Origin of the sequence: Flagellimonas oceani (assembly GCF_011068285.1) — a bacterium.
GTDB lineage: Bacteria > Bacteroidota > Bacteroidia > Flavobacteriales > Flavobacteriaceae > Flagellimonas > Flagellimonas oceani.
In genome coordinates this window covers 1566216-1580054 of record NZ_CP049616.1, presented here as the reverse complement: position 1 = coordinate 1580054, position 13839 = coordinate 1566216, and the positions used below count along the sequence as shown (strand labels likewise).

Annotated in this window: 15 protein-coding genes; 6 read left to right on the top strand and 9 right to left on the bottom strand. The window is 38.7% G+C overall.

The genetic code is table 11. The features are described 5' to 3' along the window. Positions 1-111 precede the first annotated feature (111 nt). From GVT53_RS07320 to GVT53_RS07305, 4 genes are all read left to right on the top strand, one after another. The gene (locus tag GVT53_RS07320) at positions 112-660 is read left to right on the top strand and encodes a hypothetical protein (RefSeq protein ID WP_166248029.1); all 549 of its coding nucleotides are present in this window, start codon (positions 112-114) and stop codon (positions 658-660) included. A 45-nt stretch (positions 661-705) separates the two neighbouring features. Further along, complete coding sequence (locus tag GVT53_RS07315) at positions 706-1905, top strand: alanine dehydrogenase (protein ID WP_166248028.1); 1200 nt, start codon at positions 706-708, stop codon at positions 1903-1905. Between the two features lie 5 nt (positions 1906-1910). Next, positions 1911-2288, top strand: coding sequence for a DUF4258 domain-containing protein (locus tag GVT53_RS07310; protein ID WP_166248027.1), 378 nt, complete (start codon positions 1911-1913; stop codon positions 2286-2288). A 104-nt stretch (positions 2289-2392) separates the two neighbouring features. After that, on the top strand, positions 2393-4102 hold the full coding sequence (locus tag GVT53_RS07305; RefSeq protein WP_166248026.1) for a helix-turn-helix domain-containing protein: 1710 nt from the start codon (positions 2393-2395) through the stop codon (positions 4100-4102). Between the two features lie 7 nt (positions 4103-4109). Here GVT53_RS07305 and GVT53_RS07300 read toward each other — a convergent pair whose 3' ends face one another. The 7 genes from GVT53_RS07300 to GVT53_RS07270 all read right to left on the bottom strand — a co-directional run bounded on the left by GVT53_RS07300 (position 4110) and on the right by GVT53_RS07270 (position 10824). Next, a complete protein-coding gene (locus GVT53_RS07300; RefSeq protein ID WP_240905175.1) occupies positions 4110-4982 on the bottom strand; it encodes a CPBP family intramembrane glutamic endopeptidase in 873 nt (290 codons plus the stop codon). A 7-nt stretch (positions 4983-4989) separates the two neighbouring features. After that, on the bottom strand, positions 4990-5232 hold the full coding sequence (locus GVT53_RS07295; protein WP_166248025.1) for a hypothetical protein: 243 nt from the start codon (positions 5230-5232) through the stop codon (positions 4990-4992). Positions 5233-5547: 315 nt separating this feature from the next. Continuing rightward, a complete protein-coding gene (locus GVT53_RS07290) occupies positions 5548-5706 on the bottom strand; it encodes a hypothetical protein (RefSeq protein WP_166248024.1) in 159 nt (52 codons plus the stop codon). Positions 5707-5840: 134 nt separating this feature from the next. Beyond that, entirely contained in the window at positions 5841-6152 is a 312-nt protein-coding gene (locus GVT53_RS07285) for an HTH domain-containing protein (protein WP_166248023.1), read from the bottom strand. Positions 6153-6166: 14 nt separating this feature from the next. Continuing rightward, positions 6167-8344 (bottom strand): peptidase domain-containing ABC transporter, encoded by a 2178-nt coding sequence (locus tag GVT53_RS07280; RefSeq protein WP_166248022.1) that lies wholly within the window; start codon positions 8342-8344, stop codon positions 6167-6169. 1 nt (position 8345) lies between these two features. After that, on the bottom strand, positions 8346-9377 hold the full coding sequence (locus GVT53_RS07275) for an HlyD family secretion protein (RefSeq protein ID WP_240905174.1): 1032 nt from the start codon (positions 9375-9377) through the stop codon (positions 8346-8348). A 274-nt stretch (positions 9378-9651) separates the two neighbouring features. Then, the gene (locus tag GVT53_RS07270) at positions 9652-10824 is read right to left on the bottom strand and encodes a proline dehydrogenase family protein (RefSeq protein WP_166248020.1); all 1173 of its coding nucleotides are present in this window, start codon (positions 10822-10824) and stop codon (positions 9652-9654) included. A 515-nt stretch (positions 10825-11339) separates the two neighbouring features. Between GVT53_RS07270 and aroB the strand changes: the two genes are divergently transcribed. Both aroB and GVT53_RS07260 read left to right on the top strand, forming a co-directional pair. Beyond that, positions 11340-12395, top strand: coding sequence for a 3-dehydroquinate synthase (gene aroB / locus GVT53_RS07265; RefSeq protein ID WP_166248019.1), 1056 nt, complete (start codon positions 11340-11342; stop codon positions 12393-12395). Positions 12396-12489: 94 nt separating this feature from the next. Beyond that, positions 12490-12816 carry a hypothetical protein gene (locus GVT53_RS07260; protein WP_166248018.1) on the top strand — a complete coding sequence of 109 codons (327 nt, stop codon included), beginning with the start codon at positions 12490-12492 and terminating at the stop codon, positions 12814-12816. On the opposite strand, the gene GVT53_RS07255 is transcribed toward GVT53_RS07260, so the two are convergent. Next, positions 12817-13335 carry a DinB family protein gene (locus tag GVT53_RS07255; protein ID WP_166248017.1) on the bottom strand — a complete coding sequence of 173 codons (519 nt, stop codon included), beginning with the start codon at positions 13333-13335 and terminating at the stop codon, positions 12817-12819. Between the two features lie 12 nt (positions 13336-13347). Next, complete coding sequence (locus GVT53_RS07250) at positions 13348-13827, bottom strand: Lrp/AsnC family transcriptional regulator (protein ID WP_108246105.1); 480 nt, start codon at positions 13825-13827, stop codon at positions 13348-13350. Positions 13828-13839: the final 12 nt, after the last annotated feature.

Sequence of the window (13839 nt, the reverse complement as noted above, 5' to 3'; positions counted from 1 at the left end):
CAGCTAAAGAAACTTTAGTAATCTTTTTCCAAAGTGTACCAATAATCCCTTTTTTCGAGAAGGGATTATTTTTTTTACAATAATCCTTCATTTTTTAAGTTATCTACAACAATGAAGGATACGACCAGAATCAAGAAAAAATTTATTATTGAGGGGGTTATAGCATTGTTTATAGCCGTTTCCCCTATACTTTTCTATGGCTACAAGTATTTACCTGTCGGTGCTAAATCATGGACCTTTTTAGGTATTGAATTCACGGACAATGGATTTGATAATGATGTAAGTTTAGCGTTCTACTATTACTTGAACAAGTTAATACCGTTGCTTCTATTGGTTATTTGGTTTGTTACCTCCAAAAATTGGTGGTACCATGCCATATTGATTCCAATTGCCATGTACAGCTTCCAGCTATATACGGTATTGAATTATACGAACAGCGAGCGAATCGATGAAAATGAAATCCTTTATGTGATTGCCGTTACCATGGTGATAGTGCCCGTGGTATACTTTATTCGGGTAAAGTTGGTGGACAAGCACGTACATGGCATCGACTTGGAAGCTATGGACACCGAACTTCAAATATTAAAAGAGAAAGAAGAATTGCGCAAGGAGCGCGAGAAATTGGAACAGCGTCAAAAAACTGCTTCAAAAAAAATGTAAATTTGCTCAAATGTCAAATCGGCATCTTGAATAGATTTACTTCTTATGAGCCATGCTTCCTCCCCATTTAGTAAACAACAATTGCTTCCCCAAGAAGAAACCTTGGAGGTCATCAAACAAAAGGGCGAACTTTTTATCGGGATACCCAAGGAAAACCAGTACCAAGAAAAGCGGGTTTGCCTTACGCCGGATGCCGTTAACGCCATAACTGCGAACGGGCACCGGGTATTGTTGGAATCCGGGGCTGGCGAAGGGGCCAATTTTTCCGATATCGATTATACCAATGCCGGTGCGGAAATTACGCGGGACACTAAAAAGGTGTTTTCCTGTCCCATAATTCTAAAAGTGGAGCCCCCTACCCTTTCCGAGATTGAGATGCTGAATCCGCAGACCATTGTTATTTCTGCGCTTCAGATCAAGACCCAAAACAAGCAATATTTTGAAAAGATGGCCAAAAGCAGGTTAACGGCCATAGCTTTTGAATACATACGGGATGATGATGGAAACTACCCGGCCGTCCGCTCGCTAAGTGAAATAGCTGGGACCTCCTCCATTTTGATAGCTTCAGAACTGATGTCAAACCCCAATACGGGCAATGGATTGATGTTCGGGAATATAAGCGGTGTCCCACCCGTGGAAGTCGTTATCATTGGTGCCGGAACCGTGGGAGAGTTTGCTGCGAGGTCAGCTATTGGGTTGGGGGCCAATATTAAGGTTTTTGATAATTCCATCAGTAAGTTGAGAAAGCTGCAGGCCAATTTGAAGCAGACGGTATACACCTCTACCGTACAGCCCAAAAATTTACTGAAATCCCTAAAGCGTTGCGATGTGGCCATCGGTGCAACACGCGGTAAGGACCGTTCGCCCGTAGTGGTTTCCAAATCCATGGTGGAGAACATGAAAAAAGGGGCCGTGATCATCGATGTTAGCATTGATATGGGAGGTTGTTTTGAAACTTCCGAGGTAACCACGCACAGAAAACCCACCTTTGAGAAATGCGGGGTCATTCATTATGGGGTGCCCAATATTCCTTCGCGGTATCCAAGGACCTCCTCCATTTCCATCAGCAATATTTTTACACCTTATTTATTAAAAATTGGCGAGGAAGGTGGTCTGGAACATTCGCTAAGATTTGATAAAGGCCTGCGCAACGGACTTTACATGTACCACGGTATTTTAACGAACAAGTCCGTGGGCGACTGGTTCGGCCTGAGCTACAACGATATTAACTTTCTTATTTTTTAATGTAAATGGCATTTTTAAAACGGTTGGGATGGTACTTGGTTGGACTGTCCATTGGGTTGATTTTTTTGGTTTTTATTTTGAAGAAAAAATCAGGTGAAGAGGGGTTGGATTTTTGCTATTTGCCCAATTGCAGGGTGCTTAAGGATATGCGTTCCAAACCTTTGGTTTTCTCGGAATCTTTACCAGAACAATATCAAGATACACTTTTGATTCAATCTTTTTTGAAAGATGGTAATGTCGATTTTGGAAAGAGTGACACCAAATCAGAACCGTGTAAAACCTATTTTATTTCGCATGAATACAATGGCAATGAATTGGAATTAAAGGCTAAAAATTGTGAAGAAGAAGTTACCATTGAAAATATATTAAAAATTGATGGATGATATGTTTATCGTTCATTGGTCAATTCAGATAAGCCATGCATCAATTAATAAGTGAATTTTTATTTTCAAAGCATATATTTCTTACTTTTTAACTTTAATCTAGTATGAAATTTGTTTTGGTCAAAGAATTTAAATTAACTCTATGTCTTCTTCTTAGCAGTGTGGTTTTCTGCTGGGCTCAAAATAAGGACATCTATTCAGAAGATTTATCCAACCTTACCTACAATGAACTCTATGATATTATGGTTTCCGATGCCGATTCTCTCTATTTGGAAAAGGTATTTAATATCTATGCTGAAAAAGCAAGGAACAATAAAGACACACTTGAGTTGGCGCAGGCCTATCGCTTGAAAGCTTATAATTTGAATTTGACGGCAGGAATAAAATATGTTGATTCCTCAATGGTAATCGCAGAAAGTATTCGTGTAATTAAGGAATTGGACTTGGATGAATTCATGGCTCATGCCCATTATACCAAGGGAGCTCTTTTTTATGATAACGATAAAAATTATTTGGCAGCTGATGAATACATAAAGTGTTATAATCTAGCAAGACAGTCCAATAATCATGATTTATCCATAATTGTTTTAATATTCATAGCGGATATCAAAGCTGTATTTGGTCAAGAAGATGAAGCTATTCTACTTCAAAGAAAAACAAGGGATTATCTTGACCTAAATAAAACCAATATTGAACAATTTGAGAATCTTGAATTGTTTTGGGTAGAACAAATGTCTAGGAGTTTTCTATTTGCAATGGAGTTAGATTCTGCAAACAAGTATATCAGAAAGGGGTTGGATTTATCTAAAAAATATAATGATAAAAATTTTCTCACTCAATTTATAACACAAAGTGCAAAACTGGATTTTTATTTGAACAATTTTAGGAGGGCAAAGGATACTCTGGAGAGGTATAATAAAAAAAGTAATAACCTTCAATCTGCTGACGACCTATTTTATTTGGGAATGATTGAAGGCGAATTGGGAAATCAAGACAGAAAAAGAGATTACTTTTTGACCATTGACAGTCTTTTAAGCCTAAAAAACTATCCATTACGTGATAATTGTAGCGAGATTTACCAATTTCTTTTAAAGGAAGCAGTAAACGATGGAAATACCGCTTTGGCCGATCACTATTTAAATAGGGTTGTTTATTATGACAGTTTACTCTTGACCACTCAAAAAAACCTACGTGAGATAACCCTAAAAAAGTTTGACCTTCCTATGCAGGAGGAAGAAAGAGAATTGCTGGGAAAGATAATCTCGTCAAAATCCAAATGGCTGACATGGTTATATGTAATGTGCGGATGTACGCTGCTAGGGTTGACGGCCTATTTTATAAAATACAAAAGGACGAAAAATCGGCTAGCTCGCCTAATGGGCGACAGTCTAACACTTGAAAAACCCGATACTTTAAAGGAAACTAAGGACCAATTGGATGAAGAAACAGTTGCCAAAGTGTTGCAAAAACTACAAATTTGGGAGCAAAAGAGAGGTTTTCTAGAAAATTCCTTGACACAACAATCCTTAGCCAAGGAACTGAACACCAATAGTTCTTATCTATCCAAGGTAATCAATGTACATAAAAGCAAAAATTTCGCGAGTTATCTGAAGGATATTAGAATTACCTATGCAATAAACCATTTGAAGGAAAACCCGGAAATCGTTAAAACAAAGTCCATGATCCAGATTGCCGAAATGTTTGGTTTTAACTCTATTAGCGTTTTTACCAAATGCTTTAAAGATAAAACAGGGTTGACACCAGGGGTCTTTTTCAAAAGAATTTTGGATGATCAGTGGAAGAAATCCTCATAGCCAACCTTTACATCCCAATGCTCAACTTTTCTTTTTTCTTGTTGTTGAATACTACGTAGAGTGCGACTATTAAAGTTATTTGAAACAAAATTGCTAAAACAGAGCCTTCAAAACCGAAATCCCCTCCGTTGACCCAGGTGTCCTGTGTGGTTTTAAACTCGATTAGAGAATAGGAGTCAAGACCACTTACATTAAACCCGAATAGGGATTGAAAGAAATTCCAGCTAAAATGGAAAGCAATGGGAAACATGAGGTTTTTAGTATAGATGTAGGGCAAGCCCAATACAACTCCTGCAAGGAAAAGGTTGATGTTTCCAATCAGGGATAGATTTGGATTGGCCGCATGCATAAGTGCAAACAATAATGCAGATACAAGCAATGCCACATACTTGTTCATGGACTCCATAAAGTTTCGCAGAACATATCCGCGAAAAAATATCTCCTCGGATATAGAAACTATGAGAAATAAGAAGCCGGTCATTAAAAACTCACTACCCAAGAATATGGTCTCTGCAAATTCTATTTGATTTAAAGCTTCGAGAACTAAATATCCAGCAACTATAATGAATAAACCCGCAATTAGCCCTAATAAGATGCCTTTTTTATGATTTTTAAGATGCAGGCCAACGTCAGCAAAGCGTTCGTCATCAACCAACTCGACAAATAGATAAATTACCAATAAGGTGCCCAGTAAACCGAAGAATGAAGTGATGAGATGCTGTTCGGTTGTTTCTTGTACGTATTCAGGTGAAATTTCTTTACCTGATACATAGGCCCCAGCAAACTGGAAAAGACCGACTATAATAAAATTAGGAATTATGATTAGGAGTACCCGTGCCCAGCCTTTGGTTTTTCCACCTTGAATATTATCCTGTTTCAATTGATTATTAGCGAGCGTATAAATTATAAAACCTCTTAAGTTGAAACTTAGTTCTTTCTTTAAAAATAAATATCCGTTTTTGAAAAAGAACAACCTGCTTTTTCAAGTAATTATTTTGAACACTTATTTTTTTATTATAAACTCTATCTGCTTTAGCACGTATCCATTTTAACTTTTTGGAATAATCATTCAAAAGAATGTGATCTTCAAATTCTTGATGGATGATATTTTGTTTTTTTGTACTATCCATAATTTTTGCTAACATAATAACCTACAACAAAAGCTGCTAAAAAAGTTAAGGCTAATACAATATAAATAATCCTATTTGTTTTGGTGGTTTTAGACATATAATTTTCTATTTAGATTTATAAAAGGGAGGAAGCTAAGCTTCCTCCCTTTTTTATTCATGGTCACAATTCCTATGATAGAATTCCCTACCTGCATTCCAAGATTTCAAAAATAATATGGTCAATCTACTCAAAGGGGTGCTGTACCCTCCATTTATACTCATTTGCTCTTTTAAAGTTAAATGTTTCATGGTAATAATTTTTAAATTAATATTTATCTAATGGTCGGATACAGAAGATTCATAGATATACCCACCCATAAAACCAAGCAAAACTGCATCGGTTGCAAGAATTAATAAAAGTGGGAGGATACCTCCCTGGCAATCAGCTATTTCTTTTGAGTTCATTTCTTGAACTCCATAGTTCTCTAAATTCATCTTAATTTAAATTTTTAGTTAAACAATTTGTTTTGCAACCCAAGCCAGAAATTTCTTTTGCGCGCTGCTTTGTATTACATTTCAAATATGAGACATGTCACTCTCAAATTTTGAGAGTGATTCGATGAAAAATGTTAAAATTTCATTAATCGTTTCATATTGCCAAAGCCATACCCACCCGAAAGGTTCCGCTCAGATGTTTCATCCAATTCTTCCACATAAAAACCACATTTAAAATTGGTGGTTTCCGTATAAACATAACTTTGGCGTGCCAGATCATAACAGATGGGGGCATTAAGTTCTTTCATCGTCTCTATCATTCTAAACACGGTTGCCTCCGAAACCTCTAGCCTTTCAGCTAATTGTTTGGGTCTTCCTGTAGCTTTTAATCGTATCAATTGGTCAATCCGTTCTAAAACTGCTATTTGTTGTGTAAGCTTTGCCATAAACGTAAGATTTATCAGTTAACCGGTTTAAGTATCGATAGGAATGAAGGCACTTGTTGTTGCCACAACTTAAAATAAGCTCCCTTTTGATCATATAATTGATAATGCGAGCCCTCTTCCAAAACTTTTCCTTTGTCCAACACCACTATTTTATCCGCATTGATAACAGTACTCAACCTATGGGCTATGATGATTACGGTTTTGCCTTCAGAACGTAAATTATCAATGGTTTTTTGCACATAATTCTCCGAGTTACTATCTAAAGAGGAAGTGGCTTCGTCCAATACCAAAATTTCTGGATCTTTATACAATGCCCTTGCAATGGCTATCCGCTGCTTTTGACCACCTGACAAGGATGCGCCATTTTCACCTAAATAGGTACTGAAGTCGTTGGGTAGGCTCTCAATAAAATCCAAAATACCAATGTCCTTGCATATTTTGTGAATCTTTTCAAAATCAGGTTGGAGTTCCCCTACCGCAATATTCTCAATAACATTCCCAGCAAACAGGTCAATTTTCTGAGGCACTACGCTTATCAAATTACGGAGACTATGGTTTTCTATATGGTTAATATCTATGTCCCCGATTCGGATTTTGCCTTTATTAATGGGATAGATGTTCTGTATGAGGGATACAAGGGTCGATTTTCCTGAGCCACTTTCCCCCACAAAGGCAGTTATGCTGCCTTTCTGAATGGTCAGGTTTAAATTTTTAAAGACTTCGACCCTTGTTCCATACTGAAAACATACCTCCGAGAAGGTAATGTCATCAACCTTATCCCTACTGAACACTAAATTTTTATCTTTCTCCTCTCGCTCCAAATCCATAATTTCAAAAAGCCGGTCAGCTGCTATAAGGGCATTTTGAATTTCTTTATTTGCTCCTATCAAACTACCCAATGGCCCCGTGAAATAGCCAATAATTGCGTAAAATGATAATAGTTCTCCAGGGCTGATTTGTCTTTCGATGACAAATCCAGAACCTGCCCAGAGTAGCACTATGATGAATATCTGTGAAATTGCCTTTGATGATGTTTGGGAAAAAATGGTGTTCAATGCGGAAGTGTATCCTGTTCTTAAAAGTGTAATAAAGCGAGTCTCGGTTTTGATATTGGCAAAATCTTCCAATCCAAATCGTTTAATGGTACCTACCGAATTCAAGGACTCCACCAATTGACTTTCCAGATCGGCAGCATTTTCCATGACCCTACGTTCTACTTTCTTGTTGAGTTTGTTTACAATCCAATAAATTAAAGTGTAAACCGGAATTATGATCAACATGATCAGAGCCAGCTTCCAATAATACGTGAACATCAAAGCAAACGAGAAAATCACGATAAGAATGTTCACCGTCAGATTAAGGGAGACTCCATTGATAAAGTTTCTAATCTTGACCGCATCATTGATTCGGGATATGATCTCCCCTACCCTCATGGTGTCAAAAAATTGTTGGGGCAACTTTAATAAGTGTTTGTAATAGCCTAAAATCAACCGAGCATCAATCTGCTGACCTGTCTTTAAAAGGAAGGTGTCCTTATAATAACCAATAGCGAGTTGGACTACTAATAGGACAATCATCACGACGCTCAACAAATTCAATAGTTGGACATTTCCATCTACCAAGACGTGGTCCGTTATCTTTTGAATATAGATAGATGTGGAGAAACCCAATAAAGTGTACACCAAAGCACCAATAAAGGCTTGTACAAGTACCGCTCTATGAGGTTTCAGCAAAAACCAGAACCGTTTGAACACAGATACTTTTTCGTTACCCTTTTCAAAACTCTCATTGGGCAGCAAAAGTACCAAAACCCCGGTCCACTCCTTTTTAAAATCCTCATGGCTTCGCTTTTCCAGTTTCCCCGTGCCAGGATCCATGACCTTTATGTATGTTTTGGTCACTTCGTAAATCACCACATAATGATGCAATCGTTCACGAACAATTACATGAGCAATGGTTGGTTTGGGTATTTTAAATAGACTTTCAAAATCACCACGTACCCCTTTGGCCTCAAAACCCAACTTTTCAGCAGCTTTTATAAGACCCAGAACGTTTGTGCCTTTTTTATCGGTGCCTGCATATTGCCGTATGCGTGAAATAGGTATTTGAAAATTGTAGTTTGCTGAAATAGAAGCCAGGCAAGCAGCCCCACAATCTGTAATATCGTGTTGTTTGATGGTTACTTTTCCCATTTTACTCGATTGAAGTGATTTGACTGTGTTTTTTAGTTGGATTCATCCAATCATCTACCTTGTCATACAATAATTGATATATAGTACGCTCGGTTAGTTCAAATCGGGCATTGAAGGTCATACCCTTTTTTATGGTTCCCCGCGCCCCATTTTTAAGTTCCAAGTATTCCTCGTTCATTTGGCATCTGACCTTAAATACGGGTTGCTCATTGATCAATTCAATATCTTGGGATATTTGAAGAATTTTTCCAGTTGCCAGACCCCATTGGTTGTAGTTAAAGGCATCTATTTGAAAATTAATCGGTTTTGATTTATCGATAAGCCCTATATCCATTGGGCTCACATAACATTCGGCCAAAAGTTCTGTATCAGGTGATATTTCGACCAACATAGTTCCTGAAGTGACTATACTTCCCCTTTCAATACCAATTGGATTTACAAGAGACCCAGATACAGGAGACGTTACGACGTATTCTTTTTTGTTTTCTTGGTATTGGGAACTTTTGTTTTGGGTGATCTCTAATTCATTCCTGAGCTCGGTTAAACTGGATTCCCATTTATTGAATTGCTGTTTTTTGAATTGGTTAAAAGCACTAAGCGCCAAATCATATTCCAGTTTGATATCTTCAAATTCAGCTTTTGCTATTACTCCTTTGTCCAATAACTTTTGGTTACGATCAAAGTCAACTTTTAACTTTTTTATTCGAGTGTTATGCTCAAACGAAATTTCTATGAACTGAAAAAATTCCTTTTGGTATTTTGGAGATTGAATACCATCGCTGGATATTTGCCCTTTGGTCAAAAGATATTGCAAGTCCTCTATTTCTTCCAATAATCTTTCTGTATCGTACTTGGCAAATGCTATTTGTTCATTGAGGACATTGTTCTCGATGATAAGCAATACATCCCCTTTATTTACATATTTGTTGCTTCGAATGTCAGCAAACAATACTTTTCCAGAGTTAAGACTTGTTATTGCAATTCGCTCCTTGGAAGGTTTGACTACCCCTTGTGCATTTTTATAAATTTTCACCTTTAAAAAAGGCATAGCGCAGATAGCCAGCAGGATACTAACTAATATTATTCCATAAACCACCCTGCTCTTAACCCCATTTTTAGGAACGTAAGATTGAATCGTATTATCAATGATTTCTTTTGGAAAAATTTGCATGGACTAAATATCCAAGCAAAAAAGACAGTGCACAAATAGAGGTGTTTATAATTTGTAAAAGCTAATTCAGATTTATAAATCAGCCTCAATTCATAGGTTGGTCTATCCATTTTTAACTAATAATTGACTAAGTCAGCTACCCCTCCATCTTCCTGCGCTTCCGTTCTTTGGTGATCAGTGCGAGCTCTCTTGAGGTTTGCCCGGCTACGGAGGTGTTTTCCTCTGCCCTTCTGATCAAATAGGGCATTACGTCACGCACAGGGCCGTAGGGGATATACTTAACGGAGTTATAGCCATGTGCCGCCAAATTATAGGTAATGTGGTCGCTCATCCCGAACAGCTGACCGAACCAAATTCGGGCATCGTTGGAGGGAACCTCCCTTTTCTCCATTAAATCTACCAATTTAAGGGTGCTCTGCTCATTGTGGGTTCCAGCGAAAATGGTAAAATACTCCAAATGCTCCATCATATAATCAATGGCGGCATCAAAATTTTCGTCGGTCAAGCGTTTACTTTTGCAAATAGGACTTTCGTAGCCTTTGTCGTCGGCCCTGTCATTTTCTTTTTCCATGTAAGCTCCTCGAACTACTTTGGCACCAATTTTAAAGCCTTCCTCCTTGGCGGCTTCGTGCAATTTTATGATGTAGCCCATACGATCCCAACGGTACATCTGAAATGTATTGAACACAACTGCTTTTTCTTTGTTGTATTTGCGCATCATGTCCAAAACCAGATCATCGGCCGCATCCTGCATCCAACTTTCCTCGGCATCGATCAATAACGATACGTCAAGATTGTGCGCTTTTTGACAGACTTTTTCGAACCTGTTTACGATTCTTCCCCATTCTGCCTGCTCTTTTTCTGTCAACTTTGTGCCCGCAGTGACTTTTTCGAACAATTTGAATCTACCAAAACCAGTAGGCTTAAAAACAGCGAAGGGCAAGGCATCTTTCTCCTTGACAAAATCCAGGATTTCCAAGGTCTTTTCCATGGCAAAGTCAAACTGATTGTCCACCGATTTCCCCTCTGCCGAATAATCGAGTACGGAACAAACTCCGTTACCGTACATATTGTCTATAATGGGCAAACAATCCTTTTCGTTGACCCCGCCACAAAAATGGTCGAAGACGGTCGTCCTGATCAATCCCTCAACAGGCAAATGGGCCTTTATGGCAATATTCGTCAAGGCAGTACCAATACGAACCAATGGTTCTATGGAAATCATTTTAAAAAGAAAATAAGCTCGCTCCAACTGGGAGTCGGACTTTAGCTCAAAAGCTATTTCAGTATTCTCAAAATTCGGTCGCATTCAAAACAAGGCGTTATAAGACCCGAGGTCGATGTTTATATGTACCCGATTTTCAACTTTATTCAGAATGGCAACAATTTGCAGTAAGTGCTTTACATGCAATATCGCCGCTCAAACGATTGAAAACCAGAATTGTAGTATATTCAGATGAAAATGCCTTATTATTGAATGGAACAAAAATTCAAAAACCTGCATTTCACAGGGCCAAATATAATGATGGGAATGCTATATTTTGACGCTGTAAAACATAAAAATTGACTTAAAACATGTAGTTTTTCGAATCAGGGTCAACAACGCATCTTGTGATTGTGATATAGTGCAAAAACCATTTAATTTTGCGGTCCCGATAGCTTAGGGCAGTTTTCGCGGTAGCGGCACTTTTAATCTAAAAATGTTTGTTCCGATTATAACAGAATCAGCAAAAAAAGAATCAACCCATTAAGATATTGATATAAGTTGGCCAACAAGGAGCTTAAGTATAAAAATAGTCTTTATTTAGTGGTGTAATTAAAATTATGGAGTCGGTAAAATCAAAATCCTACGAGGTACATATTAACGAGTTGGCGCAAGCAGCGCTTAATCAGCATATTTCTAAAAGCGATTATTCCAGAATTTTTCTTTTGGTAGATGAAAATACCAAAGCACACTGTCTTCCAATTTTTAAAAAAATGATGGATGCGCCCATCGATTCCCTTTTGGAAATAAAATCGGGGGAAGAAAACAAGCATATCCATACCTGTTTACAACTTTGGCAAGACCTCTCCAATTTGGATGGCGACCGGAAGAGTCTACTGATAAACCTGGGCGGTGGAGTACTGACGGATATGGGCGGATTTGTGGCCTCCACATTTAAAAGGGGGATTGATTTCATCAACATTCCCACTACCCTACTTTCCATGGTAGATGCTTCCATCGGGGGCAAAACGGGTGTTGACCTTGGCTCTTTGAAGAATCAGATCGGGGTGATCAATCAGCCACAAATGGTGTTGGTCTTCCCTGAGTTTTTGGCAACATTAGATCCCCGACAGACAAAAAGCGGCTATGCCGAGATGTTGAAGCACGGACTTATACAGGACCGGGAGTATTGGAACGACCTTAACCAGAAAGGCGATTTTACCGATGCTTCTTGCATTCAAAAGTCCATTGCCATCAAGAACAAGGTAGTTTTGGAGGATCCCACGGAACAAGGTCTGCGCAAAATCCTCAACTTTGGGCATACCCTGGGGCATGCCATCGAATCGTACTGTTTGGACAATCCAAACAAAAAAACGTTGTTGCACGGAGAGGCCATTGCTGCCGGCATGATTCTGGAGGGTTATTTATCGCACGAGCTGCGTGGACTTTCCAAACTATCCTTGGACGAAATCAAAAAAGGGTTTTTAAGGCATTTTGATCCCGTGGACTTTGCCCCGGACGATATCGAATCCATTCTCCAATTGCTCAAATACGACAAAAAGAACTCGCATGGCAATGTAAATTTTGTTTTGCTTCAGGAGATTGGAAATGCGGTGACCGACATTAAAATTCCAGAAGAACTGTTCCATAAAGCTTTTGCTTACTACAGGGAATAAGGCTTTTATATACTATTTTTTTGCATTTGCAACTCTAAGGATTCATCCGAACATAAAATTGTTAGCTTGGGAATACATTTAATAACTGACCATTATGAAACGGATTCTTATTGACTACAAAAAACTGAGCCATGAAGTGGCCGCAAAATTAATCGATTATTATCCAGATGGTTATGGAGATGACGATATCATCACCATTAAAAAACCAAATGGCGAAGTCATCGAGGCTGTGGAAGTTAGGACAGAAGATACCATCTATCTGGTCAAGATCAGCAAAAGCCTTTCCAATTTCATTGCCAATTTTGAGGAAACCATAGAGAAAGAACTCGACAAGGAGCTAGTGGTTTCGGAATTTGGGGAGGAGTCCTTTGAAGGGCTTGATTCGCCTTCCGAGGATATGGAAGACGATGATCAATATTGATCAACCCAGATAACGCTCCCGTATCACCCTTACATGGTGTGCCTGGTGACCACTTATGATAAATCCAAGTGCACGAACACTCATTTTGGAGCCGCTGGCTATACCTATTCGTTCCAATGCTCCATCATCAAATGAATCGAAGAGGCAAATTGTAGCTTCCCTTACCGCTTTATACTCCGCGATCAAATCCATTTTGGAACGGTTTACCGCATTGGAAAACGGGACATAGTCGTCCTGATCAAAACCGGGCAATGGTGTCTTATCGTTCCGTGCAATGCACAGCGCCCTGTACTGAAAAATACGTTCTGTGTCCAACATGTGCACCAATGCCTCCGCCAAGGACCATTTGCCCTCGGCGTAAGCATAATGTAATCTGTCTTCTGGCATTTCTTCTAAAACGGACAATAGCTCTGTTTTTCCGTTCTTTAGTTCTTCAAGCAGATCCACGTTTCCCAGCGCCATGATATAGGTGTGGTAAAATGGATTGTATTCAGAAGATGGAAGTTCCGAAAGGACCATAAATGGAGCGGGTTACAGCTCGTTGAAGATAGTGTGCATCAAACGCCTCTTATCGTTGATGCTCTCTTCCAAGGAAATCATGGTTTCCGTTCTGCTGATGCCTTCAATATCATCTATCTTAAAAATGATGTTTTTGGCGTGTGTTGTGTCTCGTGCACGGATCTTACAGAAGATATTGAACTTTCCTGTTGTAATGTGTGCCACGGTAACGTATGGTATTTGGCTCAATCTTTCCAAAACAAATTTGGTTTGATGTGTTTTTTCCAAGAAAATACCTACGTAGGCGATGAACGAGTACCCTAATTTTACGTAATCCAGGGTAAGTGAAGAACCTTTTATGATTCCGGATTCTTCCATTTTTTTGACCCGGACATGAACCGTACCTGCGGAAATCAACAACTTCTTAGCGATGTCCGTAAATGGTGTACGGGTGTTATCGATTAACATATCCAAAATCTGGTGATCTATCTCGTCTAGCTTAACTTTGTTCATTACGTTGAATTT

Coding starts and splice junctions, on each gene's coding strand:
- GVT53_RS07320 (WP_166248029.1), top strand. CDS start 112: ATGAAGGATACGACCAGAATCAAGAAAAAATTTATTATTGAGGGGGTT.
- GVT53_RS07315 (WP_166248028.1), top strand. CDS start 706: ATGAGCCATGCTTCCTCCCCATTTAGTAAACAACAATTGCTTCCCCAA.
- GVT53_RS07310 (WP_166248027.1), top strand. CDS start 1,911: ATGGCATTTTTAAAACGGTTGGGATGGTACTTGGTTGGACTGTCCATT.
- GVT53_RS07305 (WP_166248026.1), top strand. CDS start 2,393: ATGAAATTTGTTTTGGTCAAAGAATTTAAATTAACTCTATGTCTTCTT.
- GVT53_RS07295 (WP_166248025.1), bottom strand. CDS start 5,232: ATGGATAGTACAAAAAAACAAAATATCATCCATCAAGAATTTGAAGAT.
- GVT53_RS07290 (WP_166248024.1), bottom strand. CDS start 5,706: ATGAATTTAGAGAACTATGGAGTTCAAGAAATGAACTCAAAAGAAATA.
- GVT53_RS07285 (WP_166248023.1), bottom strand. CDS start 6,152: ATGGCAAAGCTTACACAACAAATAGCAGTTTTAGAACGGATTGACCAA.
- GVT53_RS07280 (WP_166248022.1), bottom strand. CDS start 8,344: ATGGGAAAAGTAACCATCAAACAACACGATATTACAGATTGTGGGGCT.
- GVT53_RS07270 (WP_166248020.1), bottom strand. CDS start 10,824: ATGCGACCGAATTTTGAGAATACTGAAATAGCTTTTGAGCTAAAGTCC.
- aroB (WP_166248019.1), top strand. CDS start 11,340: ATGGAGTCGGTAAAATCAAAATCCTACGAGGTACATATTAACGAGTTG.
- GVT53_RS07260 (WP_166248018.1), top strand. CDS start 12,490: ATGAAACGGATTCTTATTGACTACAAAAAACTGAGCCATGAAGTGGCC.
- GVT53_RS07255 (WP_166248017.1), bottom strand. CDS start 13,335: ATGGTCCTTTCGGAACTTCCATCTTCTGAATACAATCCATTTTACCAC.
- GVT53_RS07250 (WP_108246105.1), bottom strand. CDS start 13,827: ATGAACAAAGTTAAGCTAGACGAGATAGATCACCAGATTTTGGATATG.